General features: G+C 59.6%; 22 protein-coding genes. 6 read left to right on the forward strand and 16 right to left on the reverse strand.

Features of this window, described 5'->3' with window-relative positions:
- Positions 1 to 160 precede the first annotated feature (160 nt).
- Positions 161 to 697, forward strand: coding sequence for a 2,4'-dihydroxyacetophenone dioxygenase family protein (locus tag ISG32_RS23735; RefSeq protein WP_194773492.1), 537 nt, complete (start codon positions 161 to 163; stop codon positions 695 to 697).
- Positions 698 to 780: 83 nt separating this feature from the next.
- Here ISG32_RS23735 and ISG32_RS23740 read toward each other — a convergent pair whose 3' ends face one another.
- From ISG32_RS23740 to ISG32_RS23815, 16 genes are all read right to left on the reverse strand, one after another.
- Positions 781 to 1,572, reverse strand: coding sequence for an IclR family transcriptional regulator (locus ISG32_RS23740; RefSeq protein ID WP_194773493.1), 792 nt, complete (start codon positions 1,570 to 1,572; stop codon positions 781 to 783).
- 28 nt (positions 1,573 to 1,600) lie between these two features.
- Positions 1,601 to 2,389 (reverse strand): enoyl-CoA hydratase/isomerase family protein, encoded by a 789-nt coding sequence (locus ISG32_RS23745; RefSeq protein WP_194773494.1) that lies wholly within the window; start codon positions 2,387 to 2,389, stop codon positions 1,601 to 1,603.
- 54 nt (positions 2,390 to 2,443) lie between these two features.
- Complete coding sequence (locus tag ISG32_RS23750; protein ID WP_194773495.1) at positions 2,444 to 3,490, reverse strand: acyl-CoA dehydrogenase family protein; 1,047 nt, start codon at positions 3,488 to 3,490, stop codon at positions 2,444 to 2,446.
- Between the two features lie 10 nt (positions 3,491 to 3,500).
- Positions 3,501 to 4,682 carry an acyl-CoA dehydrogenase family protein gene (locus ISG32_RS23755; protein ID WP_194773496.1) on the reverse strand — a complete coding sequence of 394 codons (1,182 nt, stop codon included), beginning with the start codon at positions 4,680 to 4,682 and terminating at the stop codon, positions 3,501 to 3,503.
- Positions 4,679 to 5,692 carry a quinone oxidoreductase family protein gene (locus ISG32_RS23760; RefSeq protein WP_194773497.1) on the reverse strand — a complete coding sequence of 338 codons (1,014 nt, stop codon included), beginning with the start codon at positions 5,690 to 5,692 and terminating at the stop codon, positions 4,679 to 4,681. Before ISG32_RS23760 ends, ISG32_RS23755 begins: the two co-directional genes overlap by 4 nt.
- Positions 5,689 to 7,257, reverse strand: a complete 1,569-nt coding sequence (locus ISG32_RS23765) for a class I adenylate-forming enzyme family protein (RefSeq protein WP_194773498.1) — start codon at positions 7,255 to 7,257, stop codon at positions 5,689 to 5,691. Before ISG32_RS23765 ends, ISG32_RS23760 begins: the two co-directional genes overlap by 4 nt.
- Positions 7,258 to 7,271: 14 nt before the next feature.
- A complete protein-coding gene (locus ISG32_RS23770; RefSeq protein ID WP_194773499.1) occupies positions 7,272 to 7,982 on the reverse strand; it encodes an SDR family NAD(P)-dependent oxidoreductase in 711 nt (236 codons plus the stop codon).
- Between the two features lie 17 nt (positions 7,983 to 7,999).
- The gene (locus tag ISG32_RS23775) at positions 8,000 to 9,112 is read right to left on the reverse strand and encodes a glycerol dehydrogenase (RefSeq protein ID WP_228530067.1); all 1,113 of its coding nucleotides are present in this window, start codon (positions 9,110 to 9,112) and stop codon (positions 8,000 to 8,002) included.
- Entirely contained in the window at positions 9,109 to 10,092 is a 984-nt protein-coding gene (locus ISG32_RS23780) for a transketolase family protein (protein WP_194773500.1), read from the reverse strand. Before ISG32_RS23780 ends, ISG32_RS23775 begins: the two co-directional genes overlap by 4 nt.
- Complete coding sequence (locus ISG32_RS23785; RefSeq protein WP_194773501.1) at positions 10,085 to 10,936, reverse strand: transketolase; 852 nt, start codon at positions 10,934 to 10,936, stop codon at positions 10,085 to 10,087. Before ISG32_RS23785 ends, ISG32_RS23780 begins: the two co-directional genes overlap by 8 nt.
- 14 nt (positions 10,937 to 10,950) lie before the next feature.
- Positions 10,951 to 11,661 (reverse strand): ABC transporter ATP-binding protein, encoded by a 711-nt coding sequence (locus ISG32_RS23790; protein WP_194773502.1) that lies wholly within the window; start codon positions 11,659 to 11,661, stop codon positions 10,951 to 10,953.
- On the reverse strand, positions 11,648 to 12,385 hold the full coding sequence (locus ISG32_RS23795; protein WP_194773503.1) for an ABC transporter ATP-binding protein: 738 nt from the start codon (positions 12,383 to 12,385) through the stop codon (positions 11,648 to 11,650). Before ISG32_RS23795 ends, ISG32_RS23790 begins: the two co-directional genes overlap by 14 nt.
- Complete coding sequence (locus tag ISG32_RS23800; RefSeq protein ID WP_228530068.1) at positions 12,382 to 13,434, reverse strand: branched-chain amino acid ABC transporter permease; 1,053 nt, start codon at positions 13,432 to 13,434, stop codon at positions 12,382 to 12,384. Before ISG32_RS23800 ends, ISG32_RS23795 begins: the two co-directional genes overlap by 4 nt.
- A gap of 8 nt (positions 13,435 to 13,442) precedes the next feature.
- Positions 13,443 to 14,378: a branched-chain amino acid ABC transporter permease gene (locus ISG32_RS23805; protein WP_323745986.1), complete on the reverse strand. Its 936-nt coding sequence runs from the start codon at positions 14,376 to 14,378 to the stop codon at positions 13,443 to 13,445.
- Between the two features lie 46 nt (positions 14,379 to 14,424).
- Positions 14,425 to 15,660, reverse strand: a complete 1,236-nt coding sequence (locus ISG32_RS23810; protein ID WP_323745987.1) for an ABC transporter substrate-binding protein — start codon at positions 15,658 to 15,660, stop codon at positions 14,425 to 14,427.
- Positions 15,661 to 15,912: 252 nt separating this feature from the next.
- On the reverse strand, positions 15,913 to 16,983 hold the full coding sequence (locus ISG32_RS23815) for a hypothetical protein (RefSeq protein WP_194773505.1): 1,071 nt from the start codon (positions 16,981 to 16,983) through the stop codon (positions 15,913 to 15,915).
- A gap of 83 nt (positions 16,984 to 17,066) precedes the next feature.
- On the opposite strand from ISG32_RS23815, the gene ISG32_RS23820 reads away from it, so the two are divergent.
- The 5 genes from ISG32_RS23820 (at position 17,067) to ISG32_RS23840 (ending at position 24,157) form a co-directional block, all read left to right on the forward strand.
- Positions 17,067 to 18,140, forward strand: coding sequence for a YqiA/YcfP family alpha/beta fold hydrolase (locus ISG32_RS23820; protein WP_194773506.1), 1,074 nt, complete (start codon positions 17,067 to 17,069; stop codon positions 18,138 to 18,140).
- Positions 18,141 to 18,222: 82 nt separating this feature from the next.
- Positions 18,223 to 18,609 (forward strand): hypothetical protein, encoded by a 387-nt coding sequence (locus tag ISG32_RS23825; RefSeq protein ID WP_194773507.1) that lies wholly within the window; start codon positions 18,223 to 18,225, stop codon positions 18,607 to 18,609.
- 139 nt (positions 18,610 to 18,748) lie between these two features.
- Positions 18,749 to 20,479 (forward strand): DUF262 domain-containing protein, encoded by a 1,731-nt coding sequence (locus tag ISG32_RS23830; RefSeq protein WP_194773508.1) that lies wholly within the window; start codon positions 18,749 to 18,751, stop codon positions 20,477 to 20,479.
- Positions 20,476 to 22,884, forward strand: a complete 2,409-nt coding sequence (locus ISG32_RS23835; protein ID WP_194773509.1) for a DUF262 domain-containing protein — start codon at positions 20,476 to 20,478, stop codon at positions 22,882 to 22,884. Before ISG32_RS23830 ends, ISG32_RS23835 begins: the two co-directional genes overlap by 4 nt.
- Before the next feature lie 235 nt (positions 22,885 to 23,119).
- Positions 23,120 to 24,157, forward strand: coding sequence for a LacI family DNA-binding transcriptional regulator (locus tag ISG32_RS23840; RefSeq protein ID WP_194773510.1), 1,038 nt, complete (start codon positions 23,120 to 23,122; stop codon positions 24,155 to 24,157).
- The last annotated feature ends 3 nt before the right edge of the window (positions 24,158 to 24,160 follow it).

A 24,160-nucleotide genomic window follows, 5' to 3' on the forward strand; every position in this document is an offset into this window, starting at 1 on the left:
AATAATTTCAACATTGCATGCAACTTAACTTCAACAACAAGGTCGGTGTCAGATATCGCCGCCCACTCTTCACCATGTGATCATTCGGTGGCATTTGTGTTGCAGGTTCTCGATTGCGTTCCTAAACTGGTCCGGCCCCCAATCAGAACGAGAGACAAACATGAGTACTCCCCTCACGATGCCCATCACCAAACCTCCCGTCATTGCGCCCATCGTGGAGCGCTCCCGCTACGCACGCGATGAAATCGTCCACGCGGACGTATTGCATGCAGACGAGCGCCTTTGGGTTCCTCACAATGAAAGCGTCTCGTTTCTGCCTCTGTGCTTTGGAGTGACTCAGGGCTACTACGTGACCTTGCTTCGGGTACGTCAAAGTGGCGTCCTCTCACGCCACCTGCATACCGGGAGCGTGCATGGACAGGTGCTCAAAGGCTGTTGGTACTACCTCGAGCACGACTGGATCGCCCGCGAAGGAAGCTTCGTGATGGAGCCTCCCGGCGAGATGCACACGCTGGTGGTCCCACCAGAAGTGCCGGAGATGATCACCCTCTTTCACGTCACTGGCGCCTATCTCTACTTTGATGACAAGGGCCAGATCACAGGTCACGAGGACGTGTTCACCCGACTGAAGAAAGCCCAACGTCACTACGAAGAAACAGGGCTTGCGCAGAGCGAGTTGGAAAAGCTCATTCGCTGAGAGCGAGTTACGGTCTCAGACGCGGAGTTGGAGACACTGAAGGACAAAGTGGGCCGCAGTCAATCGGCCCACTGTCGCATCCGTCAACCGCCGCGAGAGACGGGATGCCACAGCCCCAACGCGTCCAGTTCCGCCTTCAGCAGTTCTCCCAGCTGAAATTGCCGCTCAGGACCCAACCGCGCCGTGTGCGTTCCAATCGACAAAGCACCCATGGCGTGGTTGCCAATGCGAAACGCCACGCCGATTCCGGCCACGCCGGGCTCGATCGCATCGAAGGTGATGGCGATCCTTCGCTGTCGCACGGCATGCGCCATGGCATGCAGGCGTTCCTGGGAAATGCTCAGGGCGCTGTAGTCAGCCTCGTGCCGCACCCACAGTTTTTGTATTTCCTTCTCGTCCATCAAACCGAGAATCGCCACACTGCCCGTGCCGGTGCCCAGTAACCGGCGTTGACCACTCACGGTGGTCAGAACGTCGGCCAATGCACCTCCCAGTTCGCGGTGGTCGCACTGCACCATATCGCCATAGCGGACCATGAGAAACACCGTGTCCCCGGCAATCCGGGCAATGCGCTTCATTGGCGGGCCAAACATGGCGATGAGAGGCGTCATCTCCGGCATCAACGAACCGAGTACCACCGCTTGAGGTCCAAGTCGATAAAGGCCCTGAGCATCACGATGAACAAAACCCTCTTCAACCAGACAGCTCAGCAGCCGGTAGACCGTACCCCTGTCCATTCCCGACTCACGAACCAATTGGACCAGCTTGATCCCTTGCTCCGATTGGGTCGCCACGCTGCGCAGCAGCGAAAGCGCGCGGCGCACGCTCTGCGCGCCACGCACTCCATCTGTCTTGGTTTCTTCCGTGTGTCCCAAGTGGTGTTCCTATGTCTGGAAACTCACGTCAGCGGCCGGTGAAAACCGGCTTGCGCTTGGCAGCAAAAGCTTCCACCGCCTCGTGATGGTCCTGTGTCAGGTTGGTCAAACATTCGTACGCGGTGCCGGCATCCATGTGACCATGGGCCAGTTGTCGCAATGGAATGGTATATCCTGCCTTGGTCCAGCGGATCGCCTTGGTGGCACCCGCCTTCAATTTGGAGACGATTTTGTCGACGCGTGCGTCCAGCTCGTCCGTTGCCACCACATGACCGATCGCGCCCAACGTATGCGCCTCACTCGCCGTCAGCAGGTCGCCCGTCAGCAACAGCTCACGTGAACGGCCAAAGCCGATCAGCGCTGGCCACAGGAAGCCGCCACCGTCCGCCGCATTCAAACCCACGCGCACATGAGGATCGCCGATGCGGGCCTTTTCGTCCATGACCGTGATGTCACACAGCAGAGCCATCGTCGCACCCAAACCGACGGCATCTCCGTTGATGCGGCCGATGATCGGGATTTCGCAGTCAAGCATCGAGTACACGATGCGCTTGGCTTCCCAGGTAACGATCTCAAAACCCTCGGGCTCACGGATTGCGTCGCGCATCCATTCGATGTCCCCCCCCGCGCAGAACGCGCGACCCGCGCCAGTCACCACGATGGCCGAGAGGTCACGGCGCTCACCCAGATCGATGAAGATGCGCGAGAGGGTCTTGTGCATCGGGCCATTGACCGCATTGAAGCTGTCGGGTCGATTCAGCGTAACGTAGGCGACGCGATCACGGATTTCAAGTTGGACAGATGGGTTTTCGCTCATGGTGCAATACTCCTGCTTAGATGTTGATGATGAAAAAAGAAAGAAGAACAGGCTTCATGAAGGGCGCAGCAAGGCGCGTGCATCAATGCGTGCCAGCTGCTCCTCAGGTGTCCCGTACAGTTGCGCAGCGACATGCAACCGTCGATAAAGATGCGTCAACCGGTATTCCTCCGTGACGGCAATGCCACCTGATACCTGAATCAGCGCCCCTGCAGCACGCAGCACGCGCCTGGCCACATAGCTCTTGGCCACCGCCAGCGACGGCCATGGGCCGTGCGGTGCCGCATCCAGCTCCAGCGCCAGCCGCCCAGCAAGTGCCAACTGTTGCTGCAGATCGCAGAACACCTCCGCCATGCGATGCTGAAGCGCCTGCTGGCTCGCCAACGGCTTGCCGAACTGCTCGCGTTGCTTGAGATACTCCAAGGTCATCAGGAACGCCTCTTCAAGCACTCCGCTGGCGTCCGCCACCTGCGCTGCGGCAGCCAGGTCCACGGCTCGGTCCGCAGGCATCACCCGCACGGCTGGCACATCTCTCAGGTTCAACAACGCTGATGCGCGCCCATCCACATACCTCGCAGGCTGACTGGCCACACCCGGTGCCGTCAGGGCCACCAACGCGGCTGCGCCGTGTCCGGATCCCTCATCGTCCGCAGGAATGAGTACGTGAGTCGCATCCGCAATGCCCTCCACGCCCTGAACCGATCCCGTCAAACGCCCTCCCTTCAACACGGGTGAGCCTGCATGACTTGAACGATCCGCCATCGCAATCCGCATGGTTCCCGACATCAATGCGTCTGCGGTATCAGGCAGCGCCGCTGCCACATACGGGGCCAGCAATAAATGCAGCCCGATCGGCTCGGGTCGCGCGTCCCGCCCGGAGCGCCTGAGCAATGCGAACGCAGCCGTCATGCTGGCACCAAAGCCTCCCAAGTGCTCCGGCAGTGTCAACCCCAGCCATCCCATCTCCGCCATCTCGCTCCACGAACTCGCAGTGGCGTGGTTGCCTTTTTCGAACGTCGACACGCGGTCAGTATGCGGCTCGTTCTGTGCAAACCAGCGTTCTGCCGACTGGACGAGCATTTCAACTTCTGAATGTTCCATATCGCTGGCCCTACATTTCTAGAATGACTTTGGAGATGATGGATTTCTGGATCTCGTTGGAGCCCGCATAGATCGTCACCACACGGCGGAAGAAATGCCGTTCTGCCCAGCCGCGCCCCTCGGGCGCCAGCAGGCCTGTGCCGTACTTCTGCCCCAGCACCACACCTGCGCTACCGAGCATCGCCATCGCCGTCTCGCTGACACGTTGCTGCAGCTCCGACCCACGAATCTTCAAATAGGAGGAGGCGGGGCCGGGCTCCTTGCCCTGCATCTGCTCCGCGATCACACTCAGCGCAGCCGCTTCCAGGGCGATGAAGTCCACAGTCAGCGCAGCCAGCTTGCGACGCACCCAGGCAGTCTCGGCCAACGGCTTTCCATCCGCCGCCTTGAGCTCATGCGACATGCGCTCGAGTTCCAGAATGTCGCGTTTGGTGCGCGGAGCCTGCGCGTTGTTCACTCGTTCTCTCGCAAGCAGCTCCTTGGCGTAGGTCCACCCCTTGTTGAGCTCGCCAATCACGTTCTGGCGGGGAACGCGCACGTTGTCGAAAAAAACGGCGTTGACGCTATGTCCCTCGTCCATGGTGAGTATCGGCTGCAGGCTGATTCCCGGGTCAGTCATGTCCAGAATGAACACCGACAACCCTGCCTGCGGCTTGGCCTCCATGTCCGTGCGCGCCAAGCAGAACATCAGATCCGCGTGGTGACCACCAGAAAGCCAAGTCTTCTGTCCATTGATGATCCAGTGATCACCATCGAGCGTCGCGCGGGTCTTGAGCGATGCAAGATCCGAACCGGCATTGGGTTCCGAGAATCCCTGGCACCAGAACTCCTCGCCCGCGAGAATCCGAGGCAGATAGCGCTGCTTCTGCTCATCGGAACCTTCCGCAATCAACATCGGCCCAGCCAGGAAGAGACCGTGCACGTCGCCAAGAGGCGCATCAGCGAATGCACATTCCTCTTCGAAAATATAGCGCTGGAGTTCGCTCCAGCCCGTCCCGCCGACCGCAACGGGCCAATGCGGAGCGCCCCAGCCTTGGGAGTGCAGCATGGCCTGCCAGCGCGCCATGTCTTCGCGCTCCATATGCAGGCCGCCGCGTGTTTCGTGCACGAAATGCGCGTCCAGATGCTCTTGGAGAAAGGAACGCACTTCTTGGCGAAACCGAAGCAGCTCTGGAGTATCGAACAGACTCATGACATTCCTCCTTGCGGAAGCAGCACCAGCGATCCCGTGGTGGACCGGGATTCCAGCGCCCTGTGCGCATCCGCTGCCTGACTCAAGGGGAATCGTCCGCCCACGTGCACATTCAGAGCACCATCCGCAATCAAGCCGAACAACTCATCTGCGGCACCCTGAAGATTTGGTTGGCTCTTCACATAAGCAAACACACCGGGTACCGACACCGTAAGTGACCGCGCTGGTCCCAGATCAGCCAATGGCACGCTCGGCAAGCCTTCCGCGACCTGCCCGAGATTCACGATCTGACCAAATGGCTTGATGATCGACAGCGAGTCATGAAACACCGACCCGCCGAGCCCCTCGAACACCACATCGACACCCTGGCTGCCCGTGATGCGGCGCACGCCGTCCACGAAAGGCTCCCGGGAACCAACGATGACTTCATCGCAGCCATTGCCCTTGGCCGCTTCCACCTTGGCCTCCGACCCGACGACGCCAATCACCTGCAAATTCATGCGCCTCGCCCATTGGGTCAACAGCGACCCCAGTCCCCCGGCAGCCGAATGCACAAGAATGCTCTGCCCCGCCCGCAGTCTTGTCACCTTGCTCAGCAGCATGTGCACCGTCAGGCCTTGCAAAGTTGCCGCGGCTGCCTGCTCAAACGTCACCGCCTCTGGCAACTTGACCAGATAGCTCTCCGACAGATTCCGCAGGCTCGCGTAACTGCCGATGGGCGGGCACGCGTACGAGACTCGATCACCCTCTCTGAATCGCTTCACCCCGCCGCCGACAGCAACCACCGTGCCTGCTGCCTCGACACCCAGCGCACCGGGCAACTGAGACAGCGGAAAAATTCCACGACGATGATAGGTATCGAGGTAGTTGATGCCAACGGCGCTTTGACGTATCTGCACCTCCCCCTCGGCGGGAGCTGGAATTTCCACCGCTTCGTATTGCATCGCTTCCGGCCCACCGTATGCATGAATGCGCACGGCATATTCGGTCTTGTTGTTCAGATCACTCATGTAGTCACCAACTGCTCGCGCAGTTCTCTCTTCAAGATCTTGCCCATCGGGTTTTTCGGCAGCGCCGTCAAAAAGTGCCATTTACGCGGCGTCTCGTAGTCCGCCAGCCGCTTCGAGCAGAATTCGCGCAGAGCCTCCGCCTGCAGGGCCACGCCCTCCACGGCGACCACGCACGCCGCGATGTCTTCACCGAGCCCGGCGTGCGGCACCGCGACGACGGCGACCTCGGAGACACCCGGGAATTGATAGATCACCTCCTCGACGGCAGCGGAAGAAATCTTCAGCCCTCCGCGATTGATGATGTCCTTCTTGCGGTCCACAAAATGCAGATGCCCTTCTTCATCGAAGCGCCCGATATCCCCCGTTCGCACCCATCCGTCCACAAAAGTCGCACGCGTAGCCTCCGGATTGCGCCAGTAGCCCTGTGCAGCGGAGGGTCCGGAGAACACGATCTCGCCATCGTTTCCGACTGGCAGAGGATTCAGCTCGTCATCCACCACGCTCACCGCGCAACCCGTCATCGGCTGACCAATGCATCCCGCCTTGCGCGGCAGGAACCATGGCGCCAAAAAGGTCCCCGAGGGGCCCGTTTCCGTCATGCCCCAAATATGAATCTGGTCAGCCCACGGCAGGCGCTCACTGAACTTGTTGATCACTTCGATGGGCATCGCAGCCCCACCGTAGGCGACACGGCGCACCCTTGAGAGGTCGTAGCGACCACGCGCATACTCGTCGATCATGAAGTGCAATGGCGATGTGACGCCGTGGTAGACCGTCGTCCCTTCGCTCTCGATCAGGCGCAGCCGACCCGCGTTGTCCAGTGTGGTCTGCTCCAGTGTCACAGCTGCCCCACTCACCCAGGCCGCCATGCATGCCATGTTGAGCACCGAGCTGGTGTAGAGCGGCCAAGCGCCTTGATATCCATCCTGAGAGGTCAGGCCGATGCCACTGGCGATGGAGAAGCCGCAGTAGATCTGGCTTCTGTGACTGTGCATGACCGCCTTGGAGCGCGCCGTGGTCCCTGACGTGAACAAAAGAACACTGGTCGCATCGGCACTCGGGAAGTCCGGCAACGGTTCATAGTTGAACACCTGTTCCGGCTCCGGCCAGACATCGCGGTTGCGCGGCGGAGCACCGACGACCAGCCGTGCGGCATGCGGATAAAGCCTTGCCACCCGTTGCACATCGCCACGGGTGCAGACGATAAAGCGCGGCTCCACCAGTCCCAGTGCATAAGTCAATTCGTCGTCGGATCCCCGCACGTTGATCGGAGAGACGATGGCGCCCAGCCTCCAGCAACCCAGCGCGGTCAGCACACCTTCACGAACTGCATCGTTGTTGAGAAACAGCGCGACCCGCTCACCTGCGGTGAGCCCCTTGAGCAGCAGGCCCCTCGCCACCGCATTCATGCGAGACACCAGTTGCGCATAGGTGAGCCGATCACGGAATCCCCGGTGACTTTGGGCCGAAAGCGCCAATCTGAAAGGGTGTTCCGTCGCACGACGAATGAGCAACTGCGGAATGGATATTCCGTGCAGCGCGTTGAATGAATTGAGATCGCTCATGGTTCCACCACAGGTCATGCGACGCTGTACCCCCCATCGACCGGCAGCACGACTCCGGTGATGTAAGCCGCATCGGCAGAGCCCAGAAACGCCACCGCCTTGGCGACCTCGACAGGCTTTCCCCAGCGGGCTGCTGGGATGCGTTGAAGGATCGGAGTTGCACGCTCCGGGTCGGAAAACGCGTTGGTTGACATGCGCGTTTCAATCCAGCCCGGCGCGACTGCATTGACTCGGACACCGTGCTTGGCAAAGGCAACTGCCAGAGAGCGGGTCAGCGAAACCACCGCGCCCTTGCTCGCCGAGTAGGCTGGATTGCGCCCGGAGCCAAAATAGCTCCACATGGAGGCATAGTTGACGATGCTGCCACCAGCGCGCGCCAGCGAATCTCGCAAGGCAACGCAGGCGAGTTGCGTTCCGAGCAGATTGACATCGATGACTTTCCTGAATCCAAGCATGTCGAATTCACGTTCATCGTGCAGGATGACACCTGCCGCGTTGATGAGCATATCCACACGCGGATGCTGTCGAGCGAGCGTTTCGAACACATGGGCGTCGGTGATGTCCGCATTCTGGAATTCGATGCCCGACCCCTCCAGCTCAGACTCAGTGTCCAGCCCCAGCGCCACAACCCGCCAACCACGGCGACGCAACTCCAGACCGGCAGCCAGGCCGAGTCCGGTTCCACCGCCAGTGATGATCGCCAAAGATGTATTGTGATTTTCCATATCAACTCTTCTTCCTGTCAGTCCTGAGAAAGCGACTCCACGGTGGTCATGGCGACTTCAAAGCTTTCAGCATCGAGCGGCCGTGCAAAATGCTTGAGATGCGGCGCCGTCATCGCCCCCTCCGCAATGCACCGGATCACTTCCAGATCCACACTCGCGACGCCCAAGTCGCGCAGTGACGTGGCCAGTCCAACGCTGTGATGAAAGGCAATCTGCTGCGCCATGAACTCTTGGCTGCGCTGCTCAAGAGCAAACTGCACGAGCAATCCATATGCCACCTGCTGCCCATGCAACCGCGCGGCGATTTCCGGTACACGCGTGAGGCCGCGAGTCATCGAGTGCGCAATGGAGAGTCCACTGTTCTCAAACGCAAGGCCGGCCAGCAGAACGAGGCCCTCGGTCAGGTTCTCGAAGGCAAGGTCTGGCACACCAGCCTCCAGCGATCGCAAGCCCGCGACGGCGTTCTCCCGAATCATCCGATCACAGGTAAGAGACAACTGCTCTGCCGCCACGGTGCTTCGCCCGCCGAACAGATTCAAACCGTTCGCCGCCCTCGCCTGCTGGCCCTCGTAGAGCTTGCACAGCGCGTCGCCAATGCCCGAGATCAGCAGTGCACGGGGGGCCTTGATCAATACTTGGGTGTCAACGATCACCGCGTCAGGGTTGCGCGGCAGATGCTCAACGGACTCCATCTCGTGCCGAGCGTTGTAGTAGACGAAGGATTCGCTGCATGGCCCGTCATTGGATGCCGAGGTCGGCAGGACCACGAGCCGAGCGCCCAACTCCCTGGAAACCGCCTTGCCGGTATCCACCCCCTTGCCGCCTCCCGCCGCGATCACCACATCGGGCGTCTGACCCGATGCAGTGACGGTCTGAACGATCTCCTTGACCAGAGCGCGTGTCACGTCGCCATTCGACTCAGCCCACTCCAGTTGCAACCCATGCTGGGCACAACCGCTACGCAGGGGCTCCCAGACCAGTTGCGCCACGGTCGTGTCCGCCACGAGCAGTGGACGCTTGCCCAACCGCGCGCACATGGGTCCTGCGAGACCAAGTGCTCCCGGTCCTTGGAAGTACCGGTGTGCGGACCCGTAGGCGCGCACCTGTGTCATGTTCACTTCCGTGCTCATCGCAGCCAATGCTCCACACGTTCGATGATCCGATCCGTGCTCAGTCCGTACTTGTTCAGCAGGTAGGCATGAGAGCCACATTCCGTGAACTGGTCAGGAATGGCGATCTTCAGCACGGGTCGGTGCAGCCCCGCATCGAAAAGCGCCTCGATGGCCAGCGTCGCAAGCCCACCGCTGGCCACGTGGTTCTCGCAGATCACCAGACGCTTGACCGACGCCGCGAAGTCAAGCAGACCCGCTGCATCAAACGGCTTGATGCTTGCCGTGTGGAACAGACTGGACTGAATGCCTTTCTTTGCAAGCGCCTCGCGTGCGTTGATCACTCGCTCGGTCATGGTGCCGGTCGAGACAAAGCCGATGTCCGCTCCGTCTCCGATGACATGACCCTTGCCGACACGCACCCGGTGTGCCTTCGGATCAAACACCACTGGCACGTTGGCCCGCAGCAGTCGGCAATAAACCGTACCCGGAATGTCAACCGCCATGGCGGCGATCTGCTCCATCTCGGTTGCGTCGCAGGGGTCCAGCACCGTCATGTTCGGAATCGAACGCATCAGCGCCAGATCCTCATTGGCCTGGTGCGTCCCACCATAGCCGCTCATCAACCCGGGATTGCCTGCGAACATCTTCACGTTCTCGTCGCTGTGCGCACAGGCAATGGCGAGAAAATCATAGGCACGCCGCGTTGCAAACGTTCCGTATGTAGTGCAATACGCCACCTTCCCCACTTTGGACAAACCCGCAGCGGCAGTGACCAGCGCTTGCTCAGCCATCCCGACGTTGAAGAAACGGTCCGGGTACTTGTGTCGGAAATCCGCAATATCCGTGTACTTGCCCAGATCGGCGGTGAGCACAACAAGCTCGTCATGCGTTTGCGCCGCCTTCATGGTGCCGATCGAAAAAGGGGCGAACACCGCATCGCGGCCGACCACCGCCTCGGATTCGCTCATCGCAAGCGTGCGGGATTTCACTTCAGACATTTTCGGCCTCCAGTTCACGGGCTACAAGATCCCATTCATCCGCGTCGATGCGCACGAAATGCGCACGATCGCGCTGCTCAATGCGCTTGACACCACATCCCGGTGTCGTGCGCATGATCACCGCCTTGGGTTGGCCTTCTCGCTTGCGCGCCCAGGCGAAGGCGTCCAGCAGTTGATGCAGATCGTTGCCGTTGATCTCGCGCACCATCCAGCCAAAGGCTGCAAAGCGTGCTGGCACCGGCTCGATGTTCACCACCATCGGACCGTCGGCCTGAATGCCGTTGCAGTCCACCCAGCACACGAGGTTGTCGAGCTTGAAGCTGGCCGCAGTGTTGGCCGCCTCCCATGTGGATCCCTCCTGCAGCTCACCGTCCGAGACTTCAACGTGGATCGTCGACTGACGACCATCCTGTCGATAGCCCATGGCAGCTCCCGTCGCGATGCCCAGCCCATGCCCGAGCGATCCGCCCGTCATCTCGACTCCTGGCACATGGCCTTCCATGGTGCTCATCTCAAGCGGGCTGCCATCGGCTCCATAGCTGTCCAGCGTGCCTGGATCGACGATGCCAAGCTCGGCCAAAACGGCCCACATGGCGATGGAGTAATGGCCGGTGGAGAGATAAAATCGCTTGCGGTCATTGCGCGAGAAATCCAGATCCTCTGCACCAAACTCATGGAAATACAAGGTCGCCAGAAAATCGGCCATTCCCATGCCCTGCCCCAGATACCCCTGCCCTTTGCCGCGGGCCTGTTGGATCATTTTTCTTCGCAAGTTGAGCGCAACGGCCCTCAACTCCTGCGGCGTCTGCAGCGGCTGACGCTCCACTATTGCACGCTGATTCATGATGCTGGGTCTCCTTACATTCCGAGGTAGGTACTGCGCAGGTGCGCGTTGGAAAGCAACTCTTCTCCGCCGCCCTTGAGCGAAATCGAACCGTTTTCGAGCACGTATCCGTAGTCCGCCATCTGCAGCACCTTGAATACGTTCTGTTCAATCACCAAGACCGTCACACCGAGATCGCGGATCTTTCGGATGGAGTCGAACAGGCGATCGACCATGATGGGAGCAAGTCCCAGGGAGGGCTCGTCCAGCGCAAGCACCGATGGCTTGGCCATCAAGGCCCGTCCCACGGCAACCATCTGCTGTTGACCGCCGGAGAGCGTCGACGCCGGCAGCTTCTGACGCTCCTCCAGAATCGGGAAAAGATCAAAAACTTCCCGGAGCGTCTGGTCGCGAAGCGCTCGCGCTCTGGTGTTGTGCGCACCCACAAGCAGGTTCTCGCGAATCGACATGCCGCCAAAGAGCTGCTTGCCTTCAGGCGATTGCGAGAACCCGGCTTGCACAACTTCGTGTGGCTTCAGGCCCTGCAGAGGAACTCCCTCAAGAGTGATGCTCCCGCCTGTCGGCTTGAGCATTCCGGAGATGGTGCGCAGCAATGTCGTCTTGCCGGCGCCATTGGCGCCGATCAGAGCGACCATCTGCCCCGCCTCGACACTCAGGTCCATTCCACGCAGAACGGATACGTCGCCATACCCCACCGTCAAATTGCGAACTTCAAGCGCCGGCATCGATGTAGTCCTCTCCAAAATAGGCCTTGAGCACGTCGGGCTGCTTTACCACCTCGGCAGGCTCTCCATCTGCGATCAATTCACCGTGGTGCATGACGATCACGCGATGCGAAAGTCCCATGATCACTTTCATCACATGCTCGATGATCAGTACCGTCACACCGCGCTGATGGACTTTCTTCACCAGCTCCACCATTGCCATGGCTTCTTGCGGCGTCGCGCCAGCAACCACTTCATCCATCAGCAGAAGCTGGGGATCCGTAGAGAGCGCACGTCCCAATTCGACCTTGCGGCGTTCGAAGGCTGTGAGGTTGTCGGCATCCGTGTTCGCAACATGGCTCAGCCCCAGAAAATCGAGCAGTTCATCGGCCTTGTGAAGGCTGCGTTCCCGGTCGTTGGTTTTCACAAGTCCTCCGACCAGCAGGTTTTCGCGCGTCGTCATTCCACCGAACGGTTTGGAGAGCTGGAACGTGCGGCCAATGCCCGCCTGGCAAACACTCCATGGGCGCATGCTGGTGATTTCCTTGCCGTCGAGCAGGATCCGTCCTTGATCGGCATTCACAAACCCGGCAATCATGTTGAATGCGGTGGTCTTGCCAGCACCATTGGGTCCGAGCAATCCAAGGATCTCCCCCTTCTTCAATGTGAAGGACAAGTCCTTCACCGCCTGCACTCCGCCAAAACGCTTGGCAATGTGTTCAACTTGCAGCAGCGTGGTGCTCATGCCTTGCCCCTCCCGAACAGTCTTTTGCCAATGCGCTGGATCGGGTCCAGCAAACCCTTCGGCAGATAGAGCACTGCAAGTATCAGTACCAATCCGTAGAGCACCAGATGCAGCCCCGGCAATTGCCCACCGAACCAGGAGCGCGCCAGCTCCGCGACGGGCGCAAGGAAGGCGGCACCGACTAGCGGGCCAAACACCGTTCCCTGTCCACCGATGATGGCCATCAATGCCATGTCAATGGAAAGCTCCACTCCCATGTTGCGCTCCGGGTTGATGAAGCGGATGAACTGCGCGTAGAAGCTGCCGCCCAAAGCCGTCATGAATGCGCTGATGGCATAGGCCGTCAGCGTGTAGCGCGTCGGATTGATCCCCAGTGATTCCGCTGCGTCCCGATCACCGCGAATGGCCTTCAAGCAAACGCCCAACCGGCTGCGCTCCATGATGGCCGTGATGCCCATCACCAACACCAGCATGCCCAGAATGATGTAGTAGTACGGTACCTTGCTGTCGAACTGGAACAATGCCCAGTTGGTACCGACCAAAGGCACTGACAGCCCCTCGGCACCCTTGATGTTGATACCCAGCACCGTGTCGGTGTTCTCCACCCAGATCCGAACGATCTCGGCGACCGCGATGGTGGTCAGGGCGAAGTACGGACCGCGCAGACGCATGGTCGGGAACCCGATGGCCACCGCAAGAATCGCCGCTGCAACGCCGCCTACCAGCATTCCAATCCACGGAGACAAGCCCATGCCCGTCAGCAGCAAAACGGAGCAGTATCCGCCCACTCCACTGAAGACCGAGTGACCAAACGATATCTGACCGACGTATCCGCACATGAGGTTCCATGCACTGGCCAGATACGCAAAGTACAGCACCATGATGAGACTGTGCAGATAGAACTCGTCGCGCACCATCACCGGCAACGCAAGTCCGACTGCCAGCAGCACCACACTGACGACAAGCATCGACGAAGACTTTGGAGGCTGACCCATCATCGAGCCAGAGACCGCATCGGACCTGCCTGCCTGAAACGTTGAAGTATTCATGTATGACCTCACTTGCGGCCCATGAGGCCCTGGGGCCGCACCAGCAGAATCAGAATGAACAGACCGAGCGAGAAAATCGCGGCCGTCGGAGTCGCGACGAACTGGGAAGCGACCGATTCGAACAGGCCGATGACCACCCCACCGACCAACGACCCGGCGATGCTGCCGATGCCCCCCAGAACCACCACGATGAAGCTCTTGATGCCGAAGGAGAGTCCCACACTCGGAGTGATCGGAATGAACGAAGCGATGAGACATCCCATGACACCTACCAAGGCGCAACCAAGACCGAAGGTCACGCCATAAACACGCTCCACGTCGATGCCGGACATGGCGGCAGCGTCACGGTTCTGTGCTGTCGCACGGATCGAACGCCCCATCTCGCTGTAGGTGAGCCACAACGACAGCGCACCCGCAAGGCCCAAGGCGACCACAGCCGCGATCAAGCGAAAGACATTGATCGGAAAATCTCCCAGCATCACGGTTGTGCTGCTGATCGTGGGCGTGATGGAGCGAACGTTCGGACCGAAAAACATCAGTGCGAGGTTGTCGATGACGATATAGACCCCGGCCGTCAGCAACAAGGCACTTATGGGCTCAACCACCAGAGCCTTCTCGCGACGAATCAGCGGAGCAATGATGACGCTCTGCACGAGGTAGCCAAGCGCGAACATCAACGGCGCCGCGACCACAATGCTCAGATATGGACCCCATCCTGCCTTTTGCTGCATCCAGTACGCGGTGTACATCGCGAGCATGAGAAACGATCCGTGCGCGAAGTTCACGATGCGCAGAACACCGAAAATGATGCTCAAGCCCAGCGCTATTCCACCCAGCATGGCGCCAACGAGAATCCCGTTGATGGCCGAGAAAGTCAAAACATACCAATCCATGAAAAGCACTCCTGCATTCATTTGGGCAAGGCTGCGCCCTGCCGGAGTCACGCGACACCAGCGGGCAGTCTTGCAGCCGAAACAGTTGGAGGGATGGTTACTTGCGCTGAGACCAGGCGGGAACCGGCCACACAGGTTTCGTGGTCGCAGCCCGGTTTTCCGATGGCCAGACCGTCAGTCGCTTTCCACCGATGTTTTCCGAGATCACCCCATGCGCAAAGGTGTTCTGTCCTTGCTCGTCAAACTTGATACGCTGATAGCCAGGAAACAATGCGGGACCTGACGTGATGTCCGTGGCGGCCAGTGCGTCACGCAACTTCTGACGATCAGGACTCTTGGATCGCTCCAGCGCATCAGCGACCACGTACACGGCAGAGACGCCCTGTGCAACGTAAGCGCTCATGCCGTAACCGAGCATGTCACGCGTGCGCTTGTCGATATCGTGAAGCATCGGATCCTTGTTCACCTCGAGCATGTCGACTTGCCAATCTTCCTGAACAAAGTAGTAGGCAACCGACTTCGGCTCAACCACCTTGTAGAAGCTCGGATCTTCAGTGCCGCCACCCGCCGAGTGAACGCCAAAGGGAACATCCAGACGCTGCTCTGCCAACTGGCGTGTGAACAGCAACTGGTCTGGCGTGTACAGCGCAAGAATCAAGGCATCCGGCTTGGACGAACGGATTTTCAGCAATTGCGACGTGAAGTCCACCTGATTGGGAGGAGCAGGCTCGTCAAGAACGATCTCGAAGCCGCGCTCTGCTACCAACTTGCGGATGTTGGCCGCATGTGAGCGCCCCCAGTCGCCTCCTTCAAAAAACAAGGCCAGTCGCTTGGGGCTCTTGCCCGTTTCCTTGGCCAGCAAGGCAATCGCATCAAGCTGCTCGCGGGCGTCGTAGATGGCCTTGTTGTTGATGCGGAACGTGTACTTGAAATTGCGCTCGGTGACCTCGTCCTTGACCGCGCCTACTGCGACCCACGGCGTCTTGTTGCGCTCCGCTACTTCGGTTGAAGGGAAGGTGACCGCACTGTTGAAGGCTCCACAGAGCACCGCAACGTTCTCACGCTGGATCAATCGTTCCGTTTCCGCCACGCCCACGTCTGCCTTGGACTGAGAGTCTCCGAACACCGCCTCGAGCTTGGCGCCACCCATGCTCTTGATGCCACCGTTCTTGTTCAGAATGTCGACCGCCGCAATCACCCCGGCTCTCGTCTGATTTCCCACGGCGGCCGAGCCTCCGGTCAGCGGCAGCACACAGCCCATTTTGACCGTAGTCTGCGCTTTCACGGATGCCGAGAAAAACGCCACACCCGAAACCAATGCGGGGATCAGCACCGCACAGAATTTCCTTCTCATTGAACGCATCGTTGTCTCCGTTGAATGTTGTTGCGAGCAGGAGAAGTATGGATTTCAGGTCGGCAACGCGTCCTCGCTATTTGAAGGAATGTTCACCATATGAACTGCACGTTTTCACCAGCCAGACCGCATCGATTCTCGAGATGAGTCACGCGACAACAAACAAGCGGCCGTACGTCTGCAGCGGCCAATGCAAGCGCATGGTATGGGAACACGGCCATGACTTCCGTTCTATGCGCTTAGTCTCAATTCCAACACAAAATTGAAGCGCCTTGAACAATGCACCCATGCCTTCAGCCCCACCCGGAAACCCCACCACGCCCGGACCAGCGCATAGGTATCGAACCTGCAGTATTCCAACATCTGCCTTTCTATTTCGGCGCAGCGGGAGGGCATTGTGCGCAGAGCCTGCGCTTCGGACAAGGCATTCATTGCAGCTCCACCATGCGCGCCATGGCAGCGAAGGGCGACTACCGAAACATGCTGGTCCACTCCTCTCGCCCTCCACGCATGTTCCAGCGCATGCAGGTTGCGATGCAGACTCTCGTCAAAGTTCCACACCTGCGCGAGTTCCATTTCCACATCGATATCGAGAATGCCTGCGGGAGACAGCAGGTAGACGTCGTCCTCCCGCACATCCGCATAGCTTGCATGCACCCACACGTCATCGGATGAACGCAGGTCCAGTTTCACCACATCGTCATCGACGGCCCCGGCAGGTTGATCGGAGCAGATCCCGCGTTGTACGGAATCCGGCTTCGAAAGTGCTTCACTACTGCGGCTGAGCAAGGTGACCTCCACCTGTCCAATCGGCGTCCTGCGCAATCTCCAGATGCGGGAGTCACCACAGTTGACGGCGCAAATCTGGCCTGGACCGACATGCAGAGATGCCATCGATGGATAGACCTCCGGTGTCAGCTTGCCCATGTGGCGTCGGGCCGACGCCTTTCTTGCATGCAAGGCGCGCACCGGCAAGGTCACTTGCCGCTGCTGCACATCGTCGCTCACGGGAAATGCATCGATGAGTCCATGCAGGGCTGCAAGCAGCGAGCGGCTTGCATGCGGATGGGCCGGCGACAGATGCGATCCCCCCGCCACGGACAACCACACCCCGTCCGCTCGGACGATGGGCGGAGCGCAATAGATGGATTGCTCTTGAAGCAGATGCTGTACCTCGCCCAGATTCAACAGCATCGCATCGCTCTGTGCGCCACGCGGTGCGCCGGTGCATCTCTCGCTGTTTGAATACTGGAATGCTCCGACCTCTACGGCAAAAGGTTGCGCGGCACATGTCTCGTTCATGGATCTCCGAAGGCGTCTCAAGTTGAACTGCCTCCAAGTCTCGTGATGCACATGTCAAACTGCGTCGCACCCGCAAACGGCTTTTGTGCGACGCAATCTGTCGTTTCACCGTAGACAATGACCCTCATCGGCAAACACCCAACAGAAGAAAATCCACGAGCAGACGGCGCATTCATGGCGCCGGCTCGCAGAATCCGGGAGTCACTGGAATGAACAGCCACATCCAAGCCAACAAGAAAATGTTCCTCGACGATGAGCGCATGCCGCCTGGAGACGAGTCGCAGTGGCGCATCTGTCGGTCTTCCAACGACGCCATGCAGGCCATGCTGCAGCAAGGCGTGCCCGACTTCATCAGCTTCGATCACGATCTCGGCGGTGACGACACGGCCATGATTTTCGTGAAATGGCTGATCGACAAGGATCTGGACTCCCTGGGCTTCATTCCTGCCGAGTTCTCATTCGAGATCCATTCCCAGAATCCCATCGGCGCGCACAACCTGCGCCAGACGCTCTACGGCTACCTCACCTATCGGGACCAAGGCCCACGCGCTGCGGTCCAAGCCCCAACCCTTCCCGACAAGGAATCCCACACTTTGGCGAACATCCTCTACATCCACGGCCACGGCTCCTCCGGCAACAGCGAGAAGGCAACCCAGCTCAAAGCGCAACTCGAATCACTCGGCCACAAGGTGCATGTTCCCACGCACCAATCCGATCCACGGATCGACCTGCGCATGTTGGAGGGCATGATGGAATCGGAAGGCATCGAAGCGGTCATCGGATCGAGTCTCGGCGGGCTGTACGCATTGCTTTTGAGCGAGCGCTTCGGAACCAGCGCCTTTCTGATCAACCCGAGTCTTCACCCGGAAGACTCGGTGTTTCGGGAGCACTCGGAGCGTTCAGCCATCAAAGCTGCGCTGGACAGCTTCAAAACGGATGCACCAGACAAAAAGGAGTGGCCAGATAACGGATACTCGCAGTTGGATTGGCCCCGGATCACCATGGCCATCGCCATGGATGACGAACGCATCGATGTGCCGTACACGGTAGAGACGTTAACGCGAGCGCACACTTTGAAGTTTCACGATGGACGCGGCCATCAGTTCAAAAACGTAGGTGACCTCGTGCCGCACATTGTTGAATGGCTCAAGCGCTGATCGACCACCGAAGATCAACGCCCGCATTCACGAATCGCACGGACACAAGAACTCGAATTGATTTTTTAAGAGAGACATCGGGATGACATCGGAACTGGAGCAACAACTTCGCTCCCAATACCCCAAGATATTCGCTGACTGGGACAAACCGCTGAGCGAGTCCGCCATGTCGTTCGGCCTGCAATGCGGCGACGGCTGGTATGGCCTCATTGATCAGCTCTGCCTCGAGTTGCAGCACGCCACGGATCACGATGGCGAACCCCAATTCGTCGCATCGCAAGTCAAACAGAAATGGGGAAGCTTGCAATTTCATGCGGCCAACGAACCGAGCGAAGTCCAGTCCGCCATCATTCAGCATGCGCAAACCCGCTCCGCCGCCATTTGCGAAATATGCGGAGGGCCAGGACAAACACTGACGATCAACCCGCGAAAGGTGGGGACCCGCTGTGCAATGCATGCCGCTGCTTGAGCGGTCCGAAACACAACCCAGAACGCATAGCCTGACCACGCCCGCGCGCTGAAAGGGCGCCCATCTCCAGAACATGGAAGGACAGCTCCGCTGCACTCTCCTGCTCGACCAAGAAACCTTCCCCAATCACGACAACCAGATGAGCTACCGACTAGACGATCGCCCCATCGGCTTTGGCACAGACCCTGCAACAAACGATGTGCACACAGGAATAGAAGGCAACTTCTTCATTCCATCCTACCAACGCGGCTACCGCTGGACGCCAGACGAGGTGTTCAAACTGCTCGACGACCTGATGGAGAGTGCCCGGGAAAGAAAGACACGATACAGCCTGCAGCCCATTGTCGTGAAGAAGCGACCCAACGGAGACTGGGAACTGATCGATGGGCAACAGCGCCTCACCACGCTGTGGTTGATCTTCAACTACCTGCACAAAGCAGGCTACAAGCGTTTCGGTGCGGCCTACACTCTGGAGTATGAAACCCGGCCTGGAAGCCACGCTTATCTGCAATCTCTGGATGCCGAACAAGCAACCCGGAACATCGACTACTTCCACCTGCATCAGGCGCATCAGGCCATCGGTGAATGGATCGATCGCCAAGGCAGCACTGAGCAGGCCAAGGAAGCCCGGGTCAACCAACTCCATGTCTACCTCTCCGATTCGGTACGCATCATCTGGTATGAAGTCCCCGAGAATGAAGAGCCGATTCCCCTGTTCACGCGCCTGAACCAAGGACGCATTCCGCTGACCGATGCCGAACTGCTCAAGGCAGTCCTGCTCACGCATGTGGAGCAGCAGGAGCCCGGTCGCCAGATCGAAGTGGCCGCCCAATGGGATGGTATTGAACGCGATCTGCAACGCGCAGAAATCTGGGCCTTTCTGGCCCCCCAGGGCAGTCACTCGCAGGACCAGCACGCCACGCGCATCGATTTGTTGCTGGACACGCTGGCCAACAAGCCAGCAATTGGAGCGCGTCGTTACTACACCTTCGACGCCCTGAACGATGATGCCCGCAAAAACAGCCAGGACTTCTGGAAAAAGGTGGTGGCCCTGCACGCCCAGATTCTGGGATGGTTCGAAGAGCCGCGCTGGCACAACAAGATCGGTTTTCTCGTCGCCTGCGGACTCTCCGTCGGAGACGTGCTCCAACTCGCGCAGGAGCAAACCAAAACTGCATTCGAAGCGGCTCTCGATGCTCGCATCAAGTCCACCCTTGATACGCGGGCCGATGATCTTCACGACACGCTGAGTTACGACAAGACCGGCCACAAGGTCACGCTGCAGCGCTTGCTGCTGCTGTTCAATGTACTGACTTGCCGCGAGCGCTTTCCTTTCAAGGAGCATCTCGGAAAATCGTGGTCACTCGAGCATATTCATGCACAGAATGCCCAGGACCTGACCCGCGCCGAGCAATGGGAGACTTGGCTTCAGGAACACCGCAGGGCTCTGGGTGACATCAAGACCGATGCCAATGCTCCAGCCATCGATGCGCTGCTCGATCGCATCCATGCGGTCCTCCCGCATGTGCATACACGGCAATTCGATCAGGAGCAATTCCGGGATCTGGCAGGACAAACGCTGCTGGCACTCAATGATGGCGTGGAGGAAGAAGCCGATCACAGCATCGCCAACCTCGCGCTGCTGTCCAACGGTGCCAACGCGGCGCTCAGCAATGCCGTGTTCGAAGTCAAACGCCAACGGATCCTGGCGATGGACAAGGAAGGCGAATACATCCCCGCCGCCACGCGCAACGTATTTCTGAAGTACTACGCCCAGGCCAACCATCTGCAGCCCCATTTCTGGAGCGAGACGGACAAAGACTCGTATTTGCAGACCCTCAAATCCACTCTGGCTCCCTACCTGCAATGACCCAAACCGCTTCCAACGTGCAAACGACCGACAACGCAGGTACTCTCACCAGCCTCGCACAGATCTTTGAACAGCCCATCAACGGCATGCAGGTCAACGCGATCGAGATCCCGCTGTTCCAGCGTGATTACGCCCAAGGCCGCAGCAGCGAACAGGCCCGCCATGTGCGGGAGCGCTTCATCGCCGACCTGTGCAACGCGCTGGATGGAGACACCGAACTCCATCTCGATTTCGTTTTCGGCGACGTGGTGGACATGACGCTGTATCCACTCGATGGCCAACAGCGCCTGACCACCTTGTTCCTGCTGCACTGCTATCTGGCATGGCATCATTTTCCCGATACGTCGATCAACCAGCCTTGGCATTCATTTCGATATGCCACACGTCCCGGCGCGCGTGCATTCTGCCAATTCCTCACGCAATGCCACCCCGACATGGCGAAGCCGAAACTGTCGGATTGGCTGCGCGACCAACCCGGCTACCTCCCCACCTGGAAGCACGACCCCACCATCCAGGGCATGCTGGTAGTGTTGGACCTACTGCATCAGCGCTACGCGGAGAAATCACAGGATCAACGAGCCTTCGCCTGGGCTCGGCTCATCGATCCGGAACATCCCGCGATACGGTTTCTGGTGCTGCCCGTGGCCGCACAGAAGCTGGACAACACCTTGTACGTGAAGATGAATTCACGCGGGCGACCGCTGAGCGCGTTTGAGAACTTCAAGGCCGACTTCGAGGCATTGCTGCACAAGCGGCTCGGCAAGGACGATGCCGAGGTCAAAAGCTTTTCGCACAAGATCGACACCCAATGGGCGGATCTGTTCTGGCAGTACCGGGGAGGCAATGACCTGATCGACGAAGAGTGCATGCGCTACCTGCGCTTTCTCTTCGAAGTTCTGGCGTGGAAGCGCGAATTGCCTGTGCAGACCAGCCAAGGCGATCTCAAGGCACTGAACACCCTCTCGGAATCGCTGTTGGGCAGCCATGCACCCGAGGCCAAGGCCCGCGCCGACTTCCAATGGGTCACGCAAGCCCTCGATCTCTGGCTTTCGGTGCAGTCCGGTGACACCACCGGCCCAGCGGCCATCGCCTCTCTGTTCGCAGAACTCTTCACCCGCGATCCCCACACGGCATCGACGCCGCTGAGAATCTTCAACTTCCGCGATTTTGGAGACGCTCCGGTTGGCGTGGACCTGTTTCATGCCTGCTGCGCACTCTACGGCACTCGCCCTTGGTCACTGGCCCATACCGTGCTTCTGTATGGTGTGATGCAAGGCCTGATGAACGGGACCTCGCCTGCGGATCTCCACCCACGCCTGCGTCTTCTTCGCAATCTGATCGAGGCGTCGCGCAGCGAAATCCGTTCCGATGACACCCGCAACAACATGCCGGCCTTGCTGCGCGAAGTGGAGATCATCATGGCCGGCGGGTCACTCACCGACGTGAAAACCTTCAATCAGGTGCAGGTGCGAAACGAGCTGACCAAACGGGCTCTGGCGTCCGCACACCCCGCACTCCAGAGCGCCATCGACCGACTGGAAGACCACGAGCTGCTGCGCGGTGGCTTGACGGTGTTCGATCTCGATCCAACGCAGGCCCACGACACCTTTGCCCAGCGCGCGACGGCGTTTGGCGCCTTGTTCAAAAACCCGTACCAGCTCGTGAGTGCCGCGTTGCTGGCCAAGGGCAACGAGGGGCGGGTCCACGGGCATGTCCATGGACGAGGATCCGGCCATCGGCTCACCTATCTTGGCGCTCCGCGCCAACGACAGGCCGGGCTCTGGGAAGACCACTGGCGCATTCGCTACAACGAACCTGTGCATCCCAGTGCGTCGGCGTTGATGGCGCTGCTGGACGACATGACAACAGGACAATCCCCGCAGCAAATCATTGGTGCGTTCACGTCCGATCCCGACACCGCCAAGGACTGGCGCTACTACATCGCCAAGTACGAGGTGATGCGCGGCGAACATCTGGAATTTGCGGGCAGCTACGTGGTGTCCCCTGATCCGGGAATGGCCATTTGCATGCCCAAGAGCGACTCGTGCGACAACCGAAGCAATCACCACGATGCCTACCTGCTCGCCCTCGCAGAAGCGGCCGGGTTGAGTTCCCTGAACATCCGCAACCAAGGCTGGCCGCGCTGCTTTCCCGGTCATGAGACCAACGAGCGGCATCTCGAACTGGCCCGGAGCGGCCTCAGGATCCGCTGCGTGGCCAATGGCTGGGCATTCAGCAACCTGCCCGAAGATCCCCTGCTTCGCGATGCCTACGACAGCGTCGCGAGCAGGCACAACGTGAAGGACGCGCTCTGCGAAATTCCGCAAAACAACGGGACTGACATGGCAGACCGGATTCACATCGGCGCCGTGATATTGCGTGACCTCGTGAAGGCTGGCTTGTAGTCAGGCTCGGGACGGACATCGGTCTCGCTCAGCGCCGCAGTTCAGGCAGATGCCAGAAATGCCTAATCTCGCGGCGCTGACATCAAGGAGGCCTGGTTCGTCCGGGGATTGCCGACGCGCAGTCCGTTGCGGCGAACTCTCTGTCCCATGCGCCTTCCCGGCCTTTGCCGATCCACGCCCAACGCATTCCCCTTAAAATCCCAGCCGTATCAACGCTTGCGACCACCGTAGCCCGATGGCTGATCGATCTTCAGAATCTCACCGCCGCAGCACTCTGGCGGATGTCGCGCAGCTGGCTGGCGTCGATGTCTCCACGGCCTCTCGCATCTTGAATGGCGACAAGATTCAGCGCGCCAGCGACGAGACGCGCAAGCGCGTTGAGGGGGCCGCCAAGACACTGGCCTACCAGCCCAATCTGCACGCGCGTAGTCTGCGCACTTCGCGCACCTATACCTTGGGCATCGCGGTCCCTCAACTCGACAATCCGGTCTACTCCCAAATCATTCTGGGTGCAGAGCGCGGCGCACGCGAGCTGGGCTATTCGCTGCTGATCGCACACGTCGACCAGCCGGGCAACGGAGAAAGCGCGTACGAGCGACTGGCGCAGCTCAATCGCGTGGATGGGCTGCTGATCACGACGCTCAATGACGACAGCGAGATGCTGCAGGCCGTCAAGCGTGCCAAGGTGCCGTTCGTGCTGCTCAACCGCAAGGCCAAGGGCGTCAGGAACTGCATCTATTTCGACAGTCGGCAAGCCGCCTTTCTCGCCGTGGATCATCTGATTCAGCAGGGGCATCGGCGCATTGCCCATCTGTCCGGGCAGGTGAACCCATCCACCGGCATCGGACGCTATGCGGGCTACTGCGATGCGCTCGAAGCGGCCGGCATTCCGCTCGATCCGCAACTGGTCGATGTGTCCGGCTACACCATCAACGGGGGAGCGGAGGCGATTTCGCGCATTCTGGATCGCGCGAAATCGCCGCCCACTGCCGTTTTTCCGCTCACGCTGAACGCGGCGGCCGGCGCGATCATGGCATTGAATGCGAGGGGCCTGCGCGTGCCAAAAGACATGTCGGTGATCACGGTGCATGACGGTCCGATCGCGCAGGTCATGCACCCGCCGCTCACGACCATCGACATGCCATCTCAACAGATGGGCTACGAAGGCGCGCAGGCCTTGATTCAGGTGATCCAGGGCGATGTCAAGCGCGTCGATCGCCAGATGCAGCCCCTCGGCCTCAAGCTCAGGCAGACCACGCGCTCGATTCGTTGAGCG

Source organism: Diaphorobacter caeni, assembly GCF_015354245.1.
In the GTDB taxonomy this organism is placed as follows: domain Bacteria; phylum Pseudomonadota; class Gammaproteobacteria; order Burkholderiales; family Burkholderiaceae_C; genus Diaphorobacter_A; species Diaphorobacter_A caeni.

Coding starts and splice junctions, on each gene's coding strand:
- ISG32_RS23735 (WP_194773492.1), top strand. CDS start 161: ATGAGTACTCCCCTCACGATGCCCATCACCAAACCTCCCGTCATTGCG.
- ISG32_RS23745 (WP_194773494.1), bottom strand. CDS start 2,389: ATGAGCGAAAACCCATCTGTCCAACTTGAAATCCGTGATCGCGTCGCC.
- ISG32_RS23750 (WP_194773495.1), bottom strand. CDS start 3,490: ATGGAACATTCAGAAGTTGAAATGCTCGTCCAGTCGGCAGAACGCTGG.
- ISG32_RS23755 (WP_194773496.1), bottom strand. CDS start 4,682: ATGAGTCTGTTCGATACTCCAGAGCTGCTTCGGTTTCGCCAAGAAGTG.
- ISG32_RS23760 (WP_194773497.1), bottom strand. CDS start 5,692: ATGAGTGATCTGAACAACAAGACCGAATATGCCGTGCGCATTCATGCA.
- ISG32_RS23765 (WP_194773498.1), bottom strand. CDS start 7,257: ATGAGCGATCTCAATTCATTCAACGCGCTGCACGGAATATCCATTCCG.
- ISG32_RS23770 (WP_194773499.1), bottom strand. CDS start 7,982: ATGGAAAATCACAATACATCTTTGGCGATCATCACTGGCGGTGGAACC.
- ISG32_RS23775 (WP_228530067.1), bottom strand. CDS start 9,112: ATGAGCACGGAAGTGAACATGACACAGGTGCGCGCCTACGGGTCCGCA.
- ISG32_RS23780 (WP_194773500.1), bottom strand. CDS start 10,092: ATGTCTGAAGTGAAATCCCGCACGCTTGCGATGAGCGAATCCGAGGCG.
- ISG32_RS23785 (WP_194773501.1), bottom strand. CDS start 10,936: ATGAATCAGCGTGCAATAGTGGAGCGTCAGCCGCTGCAGACGCCGCAG.
- ISG32_RS23790 (WP_194773502.1), bottom strand. CDS start 11,661: ATGCCGGCGCTTGAAGTTCGCAATTTGACGGTGGGGTATGGCGACGTA.
- ISG32_RS23795 (WP_194773503.1), bottom strand. CDS start 12,385: ATGAGCACCACGCTGCTGCAAGTTGAACACATTGCCAAGCGTTTTGGC.
- ISG32_RS23800 (WP_228530068.1), bottom strand. CDS start 13,434: ATGAATACTTCAACGTTTCAGGCAGGCAGGTCCGATGCGGTCTCTGGC.
- ISG32_RS23815 (WP_194773505.1), bottom strand. CDS start 16,983: ATGAACGAGACATGTGCCGCGCAACCTTTTGCCGTAGAGGTCGGAGCA.
- ISG32_RS23825 (WP_194773507.1), top strand. CDS start 18,223: ATGACATCGGAACTGGAGCAACAACTTCGCTCCCAATACCCCAAGATA.
- ISG32_RS23830 (WP_194773508.1), top strand. CDS start 18,749: ATGAGCTACCGACTAGACGATCGCCCCATCGGCTTTGGCACAGACCCT.
- ISG32_RS23835 (WP_194773509.1), top strand. CDS start 20,476: ATGACCCAAACCGCTTCCAACGTGCAAACGACCGACAACGCAGGTACT.
- ISG32_RS23840 (WP_194773510.1), top strand. CDS start 23,120: ATGGCTGATCGATCTTCAGAATCTCACCGCCGCAGCACTCTGGCGGAT.